Source organism: Neobacillus cucumis, from assembly GCF_023715505.1.
On sequence record NZ_JAMBOH010000039.1, the window covers coordinates 1 to 17,726 of the forward strand.

General features: G+C 39.8%; 14 protein-coding genes. 4 read left to right on the forward strand and 10 right to left on the reverse strand.

What is annotated here, in order from left to right; all coding sequences use genetic code 11:
- Nucleotides 1-165: 165 nt before the first annotated feature.
- The 4 genes from fabF to M3226_RS28280 all read right to left on the reverse strand — a co-directional run bounded on the left by fabF (nucleotide 166) and on the right by M3226_RS28280 (nucleotide 4,172).
- Nucleotides 166-1,404 carry a beta-ketoacyl-ACP synthase II gene (gene fabF / locus M3226_RS28265; RefSeq protein ID WP_251572434.1) on the reverse strand — a complete coding sequence of 413 codons (1,239 nt, stop codon included), beginning with the start codon at nucleotides 1,402-1,404 and terminating at the stop codon, nucleotides 166-168.
- Nucleotides 1,405-1,603: 199 nt separating this feature from the next.
- Complete coding sequence (locus tag M3226_RS28270; RefSeq protein ID WP_251572436.1) at nucleotides 1,604-2,716, reverse strand: cupin domain-containing protein; 1,113 nt, start codon at nucleotides 2,714-2,716, stop codon at nucleotides 1,604-1,606.
- 17 nt (nucleotides 2,717-2,733) lie between these two features.
- Nucleotides 2,734-3,222, reverse strand: a complete 489-nt coding sequence (locus tag M3226_RS28275) for a DinB family protein (protein ID WP_251572438.1) — start codon at nucleotides 3,220-3,222, stop codon at nucleotides 2,734-2,736.
- Complete coding sequence (locus M3226_RS28280; RefSeq protein ID WP_251572440.1) at nucleotides 3,222-4,172, reverse strand: fumarylacetoacetate hydrolase family protein; 951 nt, start codon at nucleotides 4,170-4,172, stop codon at nucleotides 3,222-3,224. Before M3226_RS28280 ends, M3226_RS28275 begins: the two co-directional genes overlap by 1 nt.
- A 253-nt stretch (nucleotides 4,173-4,425) precedes the next feature.
- Between M3226_RS28280 and M3226_RS28285 the strand changes: the two genes are divergently transcribed.
- Complete coding sequence (locus tag M3226_RS28285) at nucleotides 4,426-5,193, forward strand: IclR family transcriptional regulator (protein ID WP_251572442.1); 768 nt, start codon at nucleotides 4,426-4,428, stop codon at nucleotides 5,191-5,193.
- Between the two features lie 336 nt (nucleotides 5,194-5,529).
- Nucleotides 5,530-6,873, forward strand: a complete 1,344-nt coding sequence (locus tag M3226_RS28290; protein ID WP_251572443.1) for an MFS transporter — start codon at nucleotides 5,530-5,532, stop codon at nucleotides 6,871-6,873.
- A gap of 85 nt (nucleotides 6,874-6,958) precedes the next feature.
- On the opposite strand, the gene M3226_RS28295 is transcribed toward M3226_RS28290, so the two are convergent.
- From M3226_RS28295 to M3226_RS28310, 4 genes are all read right to left on the reverse strand, one after another.
- Nucleotides 6,959-7,795 (reverse strand): RMD1 family protein, encoded by an 837-nt coding sequence (locus M3226_RS28295; protein ID WP_251572445.1) that lies wholly within the window; start codon nucleotides 7,793-7,795, stop codon nucleotides 6,959-6,961.
- A 184-nt stretch (nucleotides 7,796-7,979) separates the two neighbouring features.
- Nucleotides 7,980-9,440 carry a glycoside hydrolase family 1 protein gene (locus tag M3226_RS28300; RefSeq protein WP_308211999.1) on the reverse strand — a complete coding sequence of 487 codons (1,461 nt, stop codon included), beginning with the start codon at nucleotides 9,438-9,440 and terminating at the stop codon, nucleotides 7,980-7,982.
- A gap of 145 nt (nucleotides 9,441-9,585) precedes the next feature.
- The gene (locus M3226_RS28305; protein ID WP_251572450.1) at nucleotides 9,586-10,338 is read right to left on the reverse strand and encodes a MurR/RpiR family transcriptional regulator; all 753 of its coding nucleotides are present in this window, start codon (nucleotides 10,336-10,338) and stop codon (nucleotides 9,586-9,588) included.
- 155 nt (nucleotides 10,339-10,493) lie between these two features.
- Nucleotides 10,494-12,413 carry a beta-glucoside-specific PTS transporter subunit IIABC gene (locus M3226_RS28310; protein WP_251572452.1) on the reverse strand — a complete coding sequence of 640 codons (1,920 nt, stop codon included), beginning with the start codon at nucleotides 12,411-12,413 and terminating at the stop codon, nucleotides 10,494-10,496.
- A 402-nt stretch (nucleotides 12,414-12,815) separates the two neighbouring features.
- Here M3226_RS28310 and M3226_RS28315 point away from each other — a divergent pair, with 402 nt between their 5' ends.
- Both M3226_RS28315 and M3226_RS28320 read left to right on the forward strand, forming a co-directional pair.
- On the forward strand, nucleotides 12,816-13,427 hold the full coding sequence (locus M3226_RS28315; RefSeq protein ID WP_251572454.1) for a hypothetical protein: 612 nt from the start codon (nucleotides 12,816-12,818) through the stop codon (nucleotides 13,425-13,427).
- A gap of 13 nt (nucleotides 13,428-13,440) precedes the next feature.
- Nucleotides 13,441-15,129, forward strand: a complete 1,689-nt coding sequence (locus tag M3226_RS28320; protein ID WP_251572455.1) for a GMC family oxidoreductase N-terminal domain-containing protein — start codon at nucleotides 13,441-13,443, stop codon at nucleotides 15,127-15,129.
- Nucleotides 15,130-15,235: 106 nt separating this feature from the next.
- Here M3226_RS28320 and M3226_RS28325 read toward each other — a convergent pair whose 3' ends face one another.
- Nucleotides 15,236-16,204, reverse strand: coding sequence for a carbohydrate kinase family protein (locus tag M3226_RS28325; protein WP_251572507.1), 969 nt, complete (start codon nucleotides 16,202-16,204; stop codon nucleotides 15,236-15,238).
- Nucleotides 16,205-16,225: 21 nt separating this feature from the next.
- Nucleotides 16,226-17,695, reverse strand: coding sequence for a glycoside hydrolase family 32 protein (locus tag M3226_RS28330; protein WP_251572457.1), 1,470 nt, complete (start codon nucleotides 17,693-17,695; stop codon nucleotides 16,226-16,228).
- Nucleotides 17,696-17,726 lie beyond the last annotated feature (31 nt).

Below are 17,726 nucleotides of genomic sequence, written 5' to 3' on the forward strand. Positions count from 1 at the left end.
GTAACTTTATTTTATCAGAAGTGGTCCTTATTTTTATTTAAAAAAAATCAAAGCCGGTGAAATTTTACTTATCGTAAAATTCCACCGGCTTTTTCATCTTAGAGGTGGGTTTTGTCCCAGCCTCTTCTTTTTTTACCTTTTCCTTCATTTAGGACCCATTTATTGTTATTCAGTAAATTTTCTAAAAATCAATGTGGCATTATGTCCGCCAAAACCTAATGAATTGGATAGGACCACTTGTACATCTTTCTTCTTCGCCATATTTGGGACATAATCTAAGTCAAGTCCCTCATCTGGTGTTTCATAATTAATGGTTGGAGGAATGATACCTTCCTTGATGGCAAAGAGAGATAGAATAGCCTCAATTGCTCCGGTTGCGCCCAATAGGTGGCCTGTCATTGATTTGGTCGAACTTACCGAAAGCTTATAAGCATGTTCTTTAAACACTTCTTTAATCGCTAGGGTTTCGTACAAATCATTATAATAAGTGGAGGTCCCGTGTGCATTGATGTAATCCACTTGCTCCGGTGAAATCCCGGCATCTGCTAATGCCAATTTCATTGCACGCTGGGCGCCCTCTCCATTTGGCGCAGGGGTTGTAATATGATGAGCATCACCTGTAGCCCCATAGCCAATCAGTTCTCCATATATGTGGGCACCACGGGCCAAAGCATGCTCTAATTCTTCTAATACGATAATTCCAGCGCCCTCGCCAATCACAAATCCATCACGATTCTTATCAAAAGGCCGGCTTGCTGTGTTGGGGTCTGGATTCTTTGAAAGAGCGGTCATATTAGAGAAACCAGCAACAGTCATCTCCGTAATCGTTGCTTCTGTACCGCCTGCTACCATCATATCCACATCACCCTTTTGAATCACACGGAATGCATCACCGATGGAATTGGCCCCAGAAGCACAGGCAGTCACCGAACAATTGTTCATTCCTTTTGCTCCAAGTTCTATGGAAACTTGACCTGCCGCCATGTCCGGAATAAACATGGGAATGGTAAACGGATTTACCCTTCTCTGGCCTTTTTCAATAAATTTCCGATGCTGTTCCTCGAATTCCCCTAAACCGCCAATTCCGGACCCAATCCAAACACCGATGCGTTCAGGATGAATATCTACACCGATCTTAAAGTCTGCATCGTGAACAGCCATTTTACTAGCAGCAACAGCGAACTGACTATAACGTCCCATTCTTCTTGCTTCTTTTTTATCTATAAATGCTTCTGGTTTAAAGTCTTTTACTTCAGCAGCAATTTTGACATCTACCTTTTCTACATCAAATATTGTCGCAGGACCAATACCTGAAACCCCTTTTTTAATGTTATCCCATGTTGTAAGAGCATCATTCCCTACAGGAGTAACGGCTCCAATACCTGTAATCACTACTCTATTCATTTTAATGCTCTCCCCCGCCAATTTAATTAAATCGCAAACGAATCATCTGCATTTCCTTTTATTTTAACTAATTCAGGGGGTTTAGGGAAGCACGGGGACGTTTCTCATGCTTCAGGAGCATGAGAAACGTCCCCGTGCTCCCACATCTTCCCAAAAGAAAAGCCGTTCCTTCGATATAATGAAGGAACGGTTTTTCAAGTTAGGCCAATTTGGGTTTAAATTCACCTGTGATGGTTTGATGGCCTTTATTTTGTTCGTATGCTTGTGTTTGTTCGAGGTCAAATTGTTCCATAATTGGCAGGTCACTGACTGAGAACAAGTACGAATCTTCATCAGCAACATGCTCATGCCATGCCCAGTTTGGAACTACAAAATAGTCTCCTGCTGACCAGTCAAAACGGACACCATTAATGACACTATAACCAGAACCCTTAAACACATTATAAATCGTCGCATGGGTGTGGCGGTGTGCTTTGGAATGATATCCTTTCGGAAGCTTCTGCATCCATGATGCAATATTTTTATTAGCCGTTTCACCTGTTGATGGGTTAATGTACTCTACAGCATAACCATCATATTGGTCTGGCTCATATCTGCTTAAGCCTTTAATGGCATCCTCTGTTTTGTTCCATTTATATGAACCAAGCGGAGCAGACATTGGATAGCGGTCTGCGATTGGTCGAACCATTCCTCCCTCATAGCGATGAGAAGAGAAGTTATCTGGGACTTTCGGTTCTTCAAGTTTCTCTGGATATGGCTCAAAGAAGGTACCACCCATGGAATAAATGACTGGGATATCCAGCACATCCATCCAAATCATTGGCTTATCCCCAACATGACCATGACCATGCCAAAGATTCTTTGGTGTAATTAGGAAATCTCCTTCTTCCATAAAAATCCGCTCACCTTGCACAATCGTATACGCACCTTCACCATGTGTAATAAAACGTAGGGCGGCTTGTGAATGACGATGGGACGGTGCTTTCTCTCCTGGTAAGATCAATTGTGCAGCCGCATAAAGTGTTTGTGTTGTCGAAGCCCAGCCCCACGGCTGCCGATACGTTAATCCTGGGTTTTGGAAATAAATCGCTCTTCTTTCTCCACCGCGATCAGGAGTAAAGATGGTGGAAGCTTCCATTAATTTTTTATAAATCACTTCGCCTTTCCACAGATAAGCCTTTGCCTGAGGTTCTGGCTGTTTATGCATTAATGCCGGGATCGCCTCCCAAAGCGGTCCTAGATTATATTGTTCAAGATCTTTATTAAAGTCCAACACCAGTTTACTACCCATAAATTCTGTTTTCTCAGCCATTAAAAACCCTCCCCTTATTAATCTAGTTTCGATAGATTCCGTTGGATTTGTCCAAAATGCTTACTCGCATGCTCCACAATTAAGTGGTTCACTATAAACGAGATTGGTTTTGTTCCAAAATTAGGATTACGGCTCGGTGCTTCAGCTGCTAAAGTATCGCTATCTAAGCTGCCGAGTTCTTCTCCCACTTGATCTTTTAATCTAGTAAGTTCGTTAACGATTTCCTCCACACTCCGCTGATCCGCAGCTGCAACTGCATCAAGACGTGCTTGCTGAAGGTGATTCCTTCCCCATTCTGCTCCCGGATTCGCTTTTAAATAGTTGATTTCACCAATCCAATAAGGAACAGCTTCTAATACATGACATAAGATTTCCATGATGGACCATTCTTCTTCACTTGGTTTCCAGCGAATGGTTTCCTCAGAAAGAGCGTTGGTTGTTTTAATCATTTGATCTAACGATTGTTGAACCGATTCGATAGCTGGCTGAATCGTAGTCAATGTCATTATAATTTCACCTCAACAGCCACTTTTTTGACCGTATTTTCTAGTGAACCAATTTGATCAATTTCGATTTTGACGACATCGCCATCTTTAAGGAAGGTCTGCGGGTTCATCGCAAACCCTACTCCGCCTGGGGTACCTGTTAAAATGACATCTCCTGGTTCAAGAGTCATCAAGTTAGATAAAAATTCAACTAAGTATTGAACAGAGAATACAAGATTAGCAGTATTCGTATGTTGTCTTTCTTCACCGTTCACTGTTAAAACAACCTCTAAACCAGATGGATTTTCTAGTTCATCGGTAGTGATAAGCCATGGACCCATTGGGGCACTTCCCTCAACTGTTTTTCCTTGAAGCCATTGAAGGGTCCGGCGCTGGATATCACGGTAAGTAACATCATTTACAATTGTGTAACCTGCCACATAGTCTAAGGCATCTTCTTGTGATACATTCCTTGCTCTTTTGCCAATGACAAAGGCAAATTCTGCTTCATAATCAAGCTGCTCTGAAATTGGGAAGAACGGGATATCGTCTTGTGGGCCAATAACAGTGTTAGCAAACTTTGCAAATACAACCGGATGTTGTGGAATTTCACGTTTCATTTCCAAAATATGTTCCCGATAATTATGACCTACGCAAATCATTTTCCCTGGATTTGGAACAGGCGCTTCTACTTTTACCTCATCTGTGGACAAGACAAGTTTGCGGCCTTTGTCTTCTTTATTGTTTAGGGCAAATTGAATCGCTTCCTCAGCTTTCGCTAAACTTTCCTTGCCTCCTTGTAGAAGACCGTTCATGTCTGAAGGAACATATGCTTCAGCAATTTGGCGGTAGCGAAGTTGCCCTTCAGATTCTAGCAATGACTGGTAAGCTAAATTTAAATCAATTACATTATTTCCTTCTACTGCTCCTACACGTGAAACTCCTTCTCTTGAAAACGTTATCAATTTCATCTGTCGATTCTCCCCTTTTGTTTTTATGTGTCATTTCCTGTTCTTTCATTGCGTAAGTAATTTGATATTAACTGTGTCCATCAATAGGATACAATGGTCACTATTATGATAAAACAGTATTCAGACAATTGTCAATATTAACATTACAAAAAATAAATTTTGGAGTTAATCTTAAGTCTGTCTCTTTAAAAGTAAGATGGAGTTTGTTATTTTAAAAACATATAAACTATTGGTAGATGTATTGGAGGGCAATATGGAAAATGTTAAAAAAGGGGCTACTATTCAATCCCTTGAAATTGGCATGGGGATCATTGATTTAATTGCTAAACATGGAAAGCCAATAAAGTTCTCTGAAATTCAAGAGCTTTCACAGACAACAAAGAGTAATCTCTATAAATATCTTAATACCTTTACTCAATTGGGAATCCTCTATCGAGAAAAGGGGTCTGGTGCTTACTTACTTGGCAGCAAATTAGTGGAATACGGCATGGCGGCGGTTGACCAGGAAAATGTCCTTGATCGGATTACGCCTTACTTAGAACTGCTTAATAGCAAAACTTCAAGTACCGTGTTATTTTCTATTTGGACCAATAATGGTCCGATGGTTATTAGGATGTTTAATGTAAGCCAAGGCTTTAATATTGGGGCAACCATCGGAACGCTACTGCCGCTGTTTTCTGCTGCTGGTAAAATTTTCATGGCATTCTCGAATGAGGATATTATTCAGAACTGGAAAGAAAGTGAAAGTAAAAGGATCCCCCAAGAACAACTTCAACAACTGGAAAAAGAGATATTGCACATTAGGGAAAAAGAAATTGCATTTGCAAGAGAACCGCTTGTACCTTCCGTCTCCTCTGTTTCTTTTCCCGTTTTAAATTACAAAAGAGAGCTTTTAGGTGCGGTGGCGATTGTTGGTTTCTCCGAGCAAATACCCAAAAACGATAACGATCCTCACAGTGAATTTATTTTAGAAATTAGCCGGCAGATATCAAAGAGCTTCGGCTACAAATCGGCATACTAGAAAATCACGGGGACGGTTCTCTTGCTTCCGAAGCAGGAGAACCGTCCCCGTGATTTCTTTTTTGTCATTTTTAAAATCTTAATTTTAAAAATATTAATAATTCTTGAAAAATGATTCCACCAATATTATAATCACTTTTAGATAAACAAGTTTACTATTAGTGGAAATTATAGCTGTGACTTGCAAACGCATTCATCTTCTACCATACTCACAGATTGGAGGAAATGTATCGATAATTATTACTATTGTTATGGGGATTAAACGAATTAATTTAGGTTTTTCATTAACTGAGTAGTTGATTATACGGGGGAACGAACAAAGGGGGAGGAGTTTCAAATGAGGAAAGTAAATGTCAATACCTTTATTGATAACCAAAAATTTAACCGCTTTCATTTAATTTTAATCATTAGCTGTTTGTTTATCATTATTTGTGATGGTTACGACATGTTTATGTTAGGGGCCATTCTGCCATCGTTAATGCAAGATTGGGGAATTAATCCTGTTGAAGCAGGAAAATTGAGTAGTTATGCCCTATTTGGGATGATGCTCGGAGCCTTGATTTTCGGGCCCCTCGCTGACAGGATGGGCAGGAAGAACGTTATTTTAGCTTGTTGTGCCATTTTTACAATTTTCACCTTTACTTCAGGATTTTCAAATGGACCTGAGTCTTTTGGTTTTCAAAGATTTCTTGCCGGACTCGGTCTAGGCGGGGTCATGCCGAACCTGATTGCACTTGTGACAGAATATGCCCCAAAGAAATATCGAAGCACGCTTGTTTCCATTATGTTCAGCGGACATGCGGCCGGCGGTGTGGCCGCTTCTTTAGGTGCACTCTATCTTTTACCATTATTTAGCTGGCGTGCAGTCGTTTGGGTTGCAGCCACTCCGATTTTATTTATTCCAATTCTTTATAAAACACTTCCTGAATCGTTTGGGTATTATGTCTTGAAAAATAAAAAGGAGAAACTAGCCCAGCTTCTTAATCGGATTGATGGAGCCAGCCAATATAGCTCTACAGATGAATTTATTACTGAGATAGTTAGCAAGGATTCTACGTTTACTGTTCGAAAGCTATTTAGTGAAAAGCGTGCGTTCAGTACCATCATGTTTTGGGTTGCAGCATTTATGTGTTTACTCGTTATGTATGGTCTTAGCACTTGGCTTCCAAAACTTATGCAAGCATCCGGTTTTCCAATTGGGTCTAGCTTGACCTTCTTGATTACATTAAATGTCGGTGCTATTGTTGGTGCAATCTTTGGCGGAAAGCTTGCCGACCGTTTCGGTTCAAGACTTGTCTTACTTTCGTTTTTCATTACGGGGTTTTTGGCATTAACCTTGTTAAGCTTTAAGCCAAACATGTTTTTGTTATACCTGCTTCTCTTCATTGCTGGCGGAGCTACAACAGGCACACAAATTATTATGAATGCCTATGTATCTCAATATTATCCTAATGAAATAAGATCAACAGGAGTAGGCTGGGAACTAGGAATTGGCAGGATTGGCGGCATCCTTGGTCCAACACTAGGAGGTATCTTGCTAAGTTCACAACTGCCCCTGCAGGTAAACTTCTTAGCATTCGCAATTCCATGCATTATCTCAGCCATAGCCATCCTGCTCGTACGTGAGAAGTATAGTTCGCAATCGATTGGGGCAGGAAAAAATTTAAAAGTAGTATCTTAGAACCACGGACGGTTCTCTTGCTTCGGAAGCACGAGAACCGTCCCTTTGCGTGGGTGTTATTTTTGAAAGAGACCAAAACAGGCTCTCAAGGGATCCAGCCTAAAATCTGTAAGACTGTTATTACGATTTCGATTACAATTAGAATCACGACAATCCATTCCACGAACAGCCCTCGGATTGAATGGCTAATGGTGGAGAAACCATCAATAATGTTATATAAAATTTCTGTTTTGCTTTTTAAAATTATATGGCGGTCGTTCAATTCAAAAAAATCCATCATTTTGTCGTAAAATTCGTTGGCATTACTGCTCTTCCAAGTGATATCTGGCTTATCCAAAATCATGATATAGGCTAAAGTGTTATAGTCATGACGTAGAATTTTTGCAGTCGTCCTTGCCAATTCTTTATTGCCTATACGTAGCTTCCCTTTTTCCAGCCGGTCAATCATGGTTTCGAGCCTGTCGTGAATGCCCTCTAATTGTTCCTCCGTTTTTTCAAGAGCAACCGATTTTGCAAGAACAGTAGAAATTAATTCAGGGTAAAAAGGCTCGTATTCAGGTACAACTACATATTCGTCGGTCAATTCAAGGGCTGCTTTTTCATTGATATGAAGACTATAATCGTCCGAATACCTGCCTATGTTTTTCAGATCCATTTCCGGCTCGAAAGTTTGGAGGTAGTTTAAAAAAACCTTGATCTCATCGTCCGTCGAGTGATTAATAAATACCACACTTCCAAACGAAAAAACCAGAACACTTTTCGATTCGTCCACTTCTTTCCCTAGAATGGTTTGAAGGATGCGTCCTCTCAGGATTAAAGGTTCTTCCCAGGTGAACTTCTTTGGAATGCCGCATTGTAAAGCAATTTTGTTTAGATCAATTTCGTTTGTAATAGAAATTGCTTTAAAGGAAATATCCATCATTTTTTCACTCTTTCACAGATTAGTCACTCTTTCATTTAAGTCTATTTTTCTCAACAAATCAAATACGCATGATTCAAAACAACAAAAAAATGCCTTACCCAATAGGGTAAGACACTTTGCGAGCGCGGGGACGGTTCTCTTGCTTCCAGAGCAGGAGAACCGTCCCCATGCTTCCATTCGGCAATTACAAATCTTCACCGTTAGTTTCAATAACATTCTTATACCAATAGAAAGATTTTTTCTTCTTTCTTTCTAATGTACCGTTACCATGGTCATCTTGGTCGACATAGATGAATCCATAACGTTTAGACATTTCTGAGGTGCTTGCGCTGATTAAATCAATACAGCCCCAGCTGGTGTAACCCATCACTTCTACTCCGTCATTGATGGCCTCTCCCATTTGTTCAATATGGGCACGTAGATAATCAATCCGATAATCATCATTGATTGAACCATCTTCTTCTACCTTATCATAGGCTCCTAATCCATTTTCAACGATGAATAAAGGTACTTGATAGCGGTCATACATTTTCTTCAAGGTAATCCTTAAGCCTTTAGGATCAATTTGCCAGCCCCAATCAGATGCTTCTAAATAAGGGTTTTTAATTCCACTGAAGAAGTTTCCTTTTTCTTTTAACCGATCAGGATTACCACTTGTCACCATCGTCATATAGTAGCTAAATGATAAGAAGTCTACTGGATGCTGCAACAAGATTTCCTCATCACCCGGTAACATCTCAATTTGGATATTATTTTTTTCAAAATAGCTCAGCATATAGCTTGGATAATAGCCGCGTACTTGAACATCTGTGAAGAATAGATTCTTTTGATCTTCTTCTAATGCCGCTAAAACATCATCTGGACTGCATGTTTCTGGATATACTTCCATACGTGCCAGCATACAGCCGATCATCGCATCTGGAATCATTTCATGACAGGCTTTTACGGCCCGTGCACTTGCCACAAATTGATGGTGCAGAGCTTGATAAACGGCTTGTTCTTTATGATCGATACGGTCGACAAGAATCCCGCTGCCAATATACGGAGAAATGGTTGATACATTAATTTCATTAAACGTTAACCAGTATTTCACCTTGGTTTTATAGCGATTAAATACAGTTTCTGCATAATGAACGAAGTAATCGACTAAGCGGCGGTCGGTCCAGCCATTATATTTTTGCACCAAGTGGAGCGGCATTTCATAGTGAGATAAAGTCACCAAAGGCTCAATGCCATATTTTAATAGTTCATCAAACACCTTGTCGTAGAATGCCAGGCCTTCTTCATTTGGCTCCAATTCATCCCCATTTGGAAAGATACGCGGCCAAGAAATCGACAATCGGAAGGTTTTAAAGCCCATTTCATCAAACAAGGCGATGTCTTCCTTATAGCGGTGATAAAAGTCAATTCCGCGGCGTTTAGGGAAGTTGTCACCCTCATTCCCTGCGAATAACGCTTCTAATTCTTCTTCACTTCTGACATCCATTTCGATGTCATTTTTACGCTCTTCTTTCGGGATAAAGGTAACCATATCAAAAATCGATAAACCCTTACCGCCTTCATTATAAGCACCTTCTAATTGGTTAGCTGCGGTTGCTCCGCCCCATAAAAAACCTTCAGGAAAACGCCTCTTTTCCATTGTTATACCTCCAATTGTTAAATAATCAGTCTTATCTTTTTATAAATTAATGATTCTCTTTAATACATTAAGGTTTTGCGAATAAGATAATCATACTATCGACCAACAAAAAAAACTGGTCTATTTAAGACCAGTTGAAGTCAAATTAGATTCACAAAAAACGTTGATACCGGTTGATTAAGATATCAAATAATCGCAATAGAGTATAGCTGCTAACACTACCATTCTCAATTTTGCCACATTGCAAAACTTCATGAAACATTTCCAAGTTACGAAGCTCACTAGAAAAAGTAATCAGCACTTTCTTACCTTTAGCGGTTTTGATTTTTTCACTAATTGGAAAATGATGAGAAAGGATATTTCCTTGAATGGAGATCGTTATAATCATATCTTCATCCAATAAATCAGATAATCCATCAATTTGTTTAAATAGATTTGTATCACATTCGCATAGCTTTCCAAGAAGGAATAGTTTTTTTTGCAATTCCATTGCTTGAACTTGATGTTTTTCAAAACCTAAGATCACAATTCTTCTCGATTTCTTAATTTGATTTGCTATCTGATCAATCTGAGGCGTTGGGATATTATCTATCATCTCAATATTTTCATTTAATTGTTTAAAAAACATCTGAGTGCTTAATTCAGAATCAGAATTTTCATGGAAAGAGGCTCCCATTGGAACAGCAACACTATTTCTTAGGTTTGAAAAATTTCTAAAACCAATCCTTTTGCAAAAACGATTAATTGTCGAAGGAGCCACATTACATGCCTCTGCAACACTATCTAATGAAAAACTCTCAATCTTATGGATATGCTCCAAAAGACTTTTCGCTATGTAATAATTGATATCCTTATTAAGAGAATTATTTATATACGCCAAAAGTGTATAAATCAGCTGCTCCATTTTCCCCACCTCACCTAAGAAATTCTAACACATATCACTGACCAACAAAAAGTGCCTTCACCCCAATTGGGTAAGGCACTTTTGTGAAGCATGGGGACGTTTCTCATGCTTCCGGATCCCGGAGCAGCAGAACCGTCCCCACGCTTCTTTTTTCATTAACCACAAATCGTTAATAATGTTTCCTTCTGTTCGATTGCTTTTTTTGCTGTTGGATTAATTTCTGCGTAATCTCCACTGTTGGTGATGATAATAGGTGTTGTTACTTCACAACCCGCTGCTTTAATTTTAGCGATGTCAAATTCTACCAATAAATCACCTGCTTTGACGGTATCGCCTTGATTGATATGAGCGGTAAAGTGTTCTCCTTCTAACTTAACAGTATCCATGCCAACATGAATGAGGATTTCCACGCCATAATCTGATGTAATGCCAACCGCATGTTTGGTTCTGAATAGTGTGGTTACCACGCCGTTCACTGGAGAAACTACTTTTCCTTCTGATGGTTCAATCGCAATGCCTTTTCCCATTACTTCACTTGAAAATGCTGCGTCTTCTACTTGATTTAATGGAATCACTTTTCCTTTTAACGGACTTGCAACTTCTTGCATACGGGTTTTATCGATCACTTTTACTGTCTTTGGTTCATTTGCTGATTTTTCTTTATTTGCTTGATCTTTGAAACCGAATAGATATGTTAAAACAAACGCTACTACAAAGCCTGCAATTAAAGCAATGATTGCTCCATAGAACGACATATCTAGTGATGAACCTGGTTTGATAAAGGCTGGGAAAACGAAGATCCCCATACCACCAAACATCCATAATTTCCCTGCAGTAGCACCAATAATACCACCGCCGACTGCACCGCCGATACAGCTCATAATAAAAGGTTTTTTAAGTGGTAACGTTACACCGTAAATAGCTGGTTCTGTAACACCGAAAATACCTGAAATGAAAGCTGGAACACTTAGTGATTTCAATCCTTTGTTTTTTGTCTTTAACATTACTGCTAATACTGCACCAATTTGTGCGAAACATACCATAACGGTTGTTGCCAGAACTGGATCAAAATGTAAAGTTGTTAAGTTGTTAATGGCGATTGGGACTAGTCCCCAGTGAAGTCCAAAGATAACGAATATTTGCCAGAACCCTCCGAGTATTAAACCGGCTACAACAGGGCTTAGCTTATAAATCCATAATGTCGCAGCACCAAGAAGAGTACCTGCCCATGTAGCAACCGGACCAATCACTAAGAAAGTTAATGGAACCATAATGATAATCGTTAAAAATGGAACTACGAAAGTTTTTACAACATCTGGAACAATTTTTTTGAACCCTTTTTCTACTTTTGCTGCAAAAAATGCTGAAAGTAAAATCGGAATAACAGATGAAGCATAACTCATCATGATAACTGGTATACCTAAGAACGTAATACGAATATCAGACTGGAATAATGAACCTTTAAATAGTGTATAAAGTGGATTTCCTGCTGTTAACGTCGACAATGTTGGATGCACCAAAGACGCGGCAATTGCCATTCCGATAAAAGGTGTCCCACCGAATTTTTTCATTGCTGTGTATCCTAAGAAGATGGGTAAGAAATTGAATAAACCGTCTCCTGCGATATTTAGTAAGTTATAAGTTCCTGATGTTGCTGTCACCCAGCCTAAAGCAAGGATTAGTGCAGCGAAACCTTTAATCATACCTGTTGCGGCTAAAACGCCTAAGATCGGAGTAAACACTCCAGAAATCATATCTATAAATCTAGCAAGTAATCCTGCTTTGTTTTCTTCTCCTGCATCATTATCAACTGCTCCACTCATATTCGCTACTTGTAAGAACGTTGCATAGACATCAGGTACGTGGTTACCAATAACAACCTGATATTGCCCGCCACTTTGCATAACGGTCACAACGCCCTCTAAATTTTTGATCTCTTCCGTTTTGGCGATTTTCTCGTCCTTTAATTTAAAACGAAGTCTTGTTACACAATGAAACACACTGTTAATATTTTCTTTCCCGCCGACTAACTCTAAAATGTTCTTTGTTAATCCTGTGTAATCCTTTTTAGCCATCAAAAACACCTCCAAAATTTTAAAAACTATTTTTGTATTCGCTTTCAATCCAAGAAAAACAAAAAACCTAAACTACTCAGAATATAAGAACATAGCATTCTCATACTTTGAGTAATTTAGGTTTTGCCTGCTGGACAGTAACAATCCTAAAAGGGAATTGTTTTATTTTGTTTTTGTTTATGCTTTGATTCTATCATGTTTAAATGAATTGTCAACGCTTTCAAATGGTCTTTTTTAATAAAACTATACCGGTAATAAATACCTAATTTACTTTCTATAAATCAACCTTCGACACCAAGTAATCTCCCTTTCGGATATTAAAATGATTAGATATTTTCTTCCTTAAGCACACATATAAATATAAAAGTGTATTTTAGTACCCAAGTTAAAGAGGTGGGTTATATGGGCACTGATCCATTTACTAAGACCGTATTCGAAGCTTTTGTACAGGCAATAATCCCTAGTATTCCAGCACTTGCTCAAAAACTTTTTAACATACAATACTTTGGTGCATCTGAATTACCCATCCATGAATACATCATTTGGACACTAGACCATTCGGTTTCCCTCCTAAAAAATACAAACTACTCATTATCAAGACAAACAGCTGAACTGCTTGAATTAGCGGCCCATCAATTAGCATTAAACAGCGGGTATATCCAGGCACTTACCTTTTACAAAATTCCTAATAACATCATTTTCTCAGCCCTAACACCAGAAGACCGTTTACGCTCCGTAACTCTTTTAGAACAGCTTACGATTAATCCTGCATACTTACCATATCCTTTCAACCAGAATCCTCGTTTTGTACTGCCTGTCATTGATGTTATAAACAGACTTGCGATGTTTGGTTTCTACTCGGAATGGTCTGGATATGGGACAACACGTTTGAACCCGCCTAACAATCGCAATTTAGAAACATTTCCCATAAGTTGGATCCAAGTCAAATATCCCGGCCCTTCAAAAGGGTATCATGCATTGCGGGGATACCTAGTCGATAGGTTTATAGAATAGGAGGAACCTAAGCATGTGTCTTGATGCTGATGTAATTGTTATTGGAGCAGGCGGCGGCGCGGTCATCGCCAAAGAACTTGGTGAAAAGGGAATATCTGTCTTACTATTGGAAGCTGGGCCATGGTACGGCAATCAAAAATGGCCCGAACCTAACAAGCATCCTGGAGCCCTAACCAGCTCAGGGGTAACGGATTTGAGTAAAGAAATTTTAGACAAATGTTTTACTGATTATGAAGAAGACATGAACGATTTGGTATCCGGAAAATTACGTTGGGGACCGGCTGACAGGAATCAAAAGCCGTGGTTCCGGGGATTACAGCAAAAGGGATTTATCTGGCAGAATTCTGGGATAGGAGGAACAACCCTCCAATACCTTGCTAATTCACCACGGGCTTATCCGATGGCAGTAGATCACGTATGGCCTATTTCCTATCGTGAATTGATTCCCTACTATGAAAAAGTCGAAGCTACTCTTCCTGTGAAACCAGCACCCATGACAGCAAAAGAGGAGTTATTTTTTTATGGGGCGAAAAAAGCAGGGTGGTCGCTATTAAAAACCAATAATGTTACAACTCCAGGATACCGTCCGCAGCCAAATGCCATTCTTCAGCCTGACCCGCAGATCAATAATCCCAGGTTTGATTTTAATGAGCCACATTTAGGATGTACACTCAGAGGGCATTGTATAAATGGTTGTAAAATAGGGCCTTCCGTTGAAACTGTAGCGAAACGGTCAACATTAGTTAGTTACATACCATTGGCTCTAAAGACAGGAAATGTCGAAATTCAACCTAACACGTTTGTGACCAAGATTTTAACTGATGATGATTCCACTATAGGACTTTCAGCGATCGGAGTACAGGTTAGAAACACATGGACAGCTGAAACAGCTGAATTAAGAGCAAAGGTTATCGTTATGTCAGCTGGTGTGATTGAAACACCTCGACTTTGGCTGAATTCAAAACTACCAGATAACCCTTGGGTGGGAAAAGGCTTAACGAACCATTGGTTTGATTGTATTACAGGTATATTTGATGAGAGGGTTTTAACCAGCATCTTGGGAATTTCAGAGGGATTACCGTACATAGGACAAACCTCTGGGGCAAGATTTGACTACCCTGGTCTTGGGATGCTATTAGCTTTCGGAACCAGCCCTGGTGCTTATTCTACTTTATTATATGGATCCAGCCAATCGGGTTATGCCCTCTTCAACACTCCTTCCCCAAAGGGATTAGAAGGAGTAATAACAGGTTCGATGCTAAAAAAGGTCATGTCCGATTATCCAAGGACTTTAAGTATTGCCGTAATTATTGATGATGAGGTGAATCAAAGGAATGGAATTTCGTTAGATCCCGTTCGAATGGATGAGCATGGTCATGTTCCTATCCTTAATTATAACCCTAATAAAAACGACATTCCTAAAAGGGAATACTTAACTAGAATTGGGGCAGATATTTTAATAAAGGCTGGTGCAAAACAGATTATTCGTACAAACATGCCGCCTGGTGTGTTTATTCATATTCACAGCACCATGCGAATTGGTTATGTCACGGACACAAATTGCGAGGCACATCAGGTAAAAAGGTTATTTATCGCAGATAATAGCGTACTTTACAATAGCCTAGGCGGGCCTAATCCAACTCTTACCACCCAAGCCCTTGCCACCCGGACGGCTGAAAAAATTGCAGATAAATATTTTTAGTGTTTGATTTAGGTCTATCTACTTGAACCGTTTCTTTCTCTTACACACTAAAAGAGAGGCAGCAAAGTAAAACACTGCCTTTCCTTGTTAGTGTGTACTTAAACACTTATTCTTGCACTAGTTGAATAATTTCCTCCTTTGTTGGGAGGGAGGAAATCGCCCCTTTTCCTGTGGTCGTAAGAGCTCCACTTGCATTGGCATACGTAAGAATTTCTTGATAATATTTATGGAGAACTTCTTCAAGATTTTGTTGTCTAACGTTTTTTTCTAAAAGCTTGTATAAAAAGCCCCCAATGAAAGCATCTCCAGCTCCAGTGGTATCCTGCACATCAACTGCGAACCCGCTTGATTGAAATTGTTGGCCTTTAACATATAGTTCTGCACCTTGAGAACCTTTTGTAAAAATAACAGCTTTAACGTCACCAACAAATAAAGATTGAATTGCTCGATCTACCTCATTAATTCCAGTAATGAATTCTAGCTCTTCATCCGATATTTTCACAAGCTGTGCCTTCGGAATAAATTCTAAAATTGTCTTTCTGCAAGCTTCAGGATGTTCCCACAGAGGCAGACGGACATTGGGGTCGAAACTGATTATACTGCCCTTATCCTTTGCTAAACGAATTGCCTTTACATGGGCCTGCTTCATCGGACTCTCCACTAAATCTACTGAACAAAAATGGAGAATATCACCCTCTTCAAACCAATTCTCCTCTATTTCACTTTCATGCAGCAAAAGATCCGCAGAAGGTTTGCGATAAAACGAAAAGTCCCTCTCTCCGTCAGCTCGTAACGATACGAAGGCAAGCCCCGTATTCGCCTCACTTGTTCTTGATATTTTATCCGTCATCACCCCTGCCTGCTGAAGCTGCTCTAAAAGGAAATCACCAAACGCATCATTACCTAATTTGGTAATCATCGATGCCCTTCCTCCGTATTTCGCTACTGCGGCTGCGACATTTGCTGGAGCGCCACCTGGAGCCCGCTCAAACTCTAACACATCTTTAAGCGCTTTTCCCTTTTGAAGGGGAATAAAATCGATCAATACCTCACCAATTGAATACATAGTTCCCATCATCTACACCTCATGCTCCTACTAAATGTCCCATTTGCTTGCTTGAAATAATGCCCTTCCGCCTTCTGCAAAAAAACGGATCTCCTTGCTGTCCGCACCCGGGAAAATCCTGCTGGTAAATACCTCTTCACCATCATTTATAAAAATCTCAACAGAAGAGATATCCACAAAAAGATGAAGCTTTATTTTAGTTCCATCCACAGAGCATTTCCTCTCAGTTCCATACTGTTCTCCTACTGGTTCTCCTGAGAAAGTACGGTCTAATATGACCTTTTTCTGGACCGCATCATATTTAAGAATTGTTTTTTCCTTTGCACCCGCTCTGAATTCCACACCGAATACTTCCGCATCAAAGTTCTCAAATTCACATATCATCTCAAAAGAAGCCCCATTAAAATGCTCGTAAACATTCTTCTCATCGAAGAGGACATCACTTATATTATGCTGCTGTTTACGGAGTCCTTGAAGCTCTTTGACTGGCTGCTGAACGAGCTTGCTTCCACGGATCGATAATTCTCTAGGAAGCGTCAAACAATGAGCCCAACCATTTTTGTCAGTCGGGTATTCCATTTCCGGAAGCCCCATCCAACCCACTAAAATTCTGCGGCCATCTGGCGCCAACATCGTTTGTGGTGCATAAAAATCAAAACCTCTATCCAGTTCCTGAAAGGAGCCATGTGTCAGGGTTCGTGTTCTTACATCAAGTGGTTCGCCAAGAACATAACCAGATTGATAAATATTTTGAAACAGATCGCCATTAGGGGTTAGTCCCTGAGGAGAAAAAATTAAGACACCTTGGTCCTGCAATTCAAAATAGTCCGGGCATTCCCACATATAGCCGAAACTTGACAGGCTGGTTCGCAATTCCCCTTCGAAATTCCAATTCTGCAAATCTAGAGAACGATACAACACAACACAGCCTGTCTCATTTTCCCGCTGCGCACCAATGACAGCATAGTATTCATTTCCTGCTTTCCAAACTTTAGGGTCACGGAAGTGGTCTGTATAGCCATATGGTACATGATCTATCACGGGTTGTTCTAACTTATTTATTTTTCCATTCACATCCATAAAAGCTAGGCATTGATAGGGATGTCGCACCCAGTTCTCATCACGAGTATTGCCTGTATAAAGGAAATGCAGTTTCCCCTCATGCTCAATCGCACTTCCGGAATAAGCCCCATGACGATCGAACTTACTTGAGGGTTCAATTCCGATTCCAGCATTTTCCCAATGAACCAGATCCTTTGATTTAGTGTGATACCAATATTTTAGTCCGTGCACGGGTCCTAGCGGAAACCATTGATAAAACAAGTGATATTCTCCATTATAATAAGAAAAACCATTGGGATCATTTAATAAACCTGTTTCTGGTTGTATGTGAAAAGTTTGCCGCCATTGGCATCCCTCAACTGCTGCTTGCAAATTCAAGATTTCTTCTTTGCTTGCTTCTTCTATCCGGCGATATCGCTGCTCTTTTGTCCAAATCATGTTTGTCTAACTCCTTATGAAAGAAAGGAGA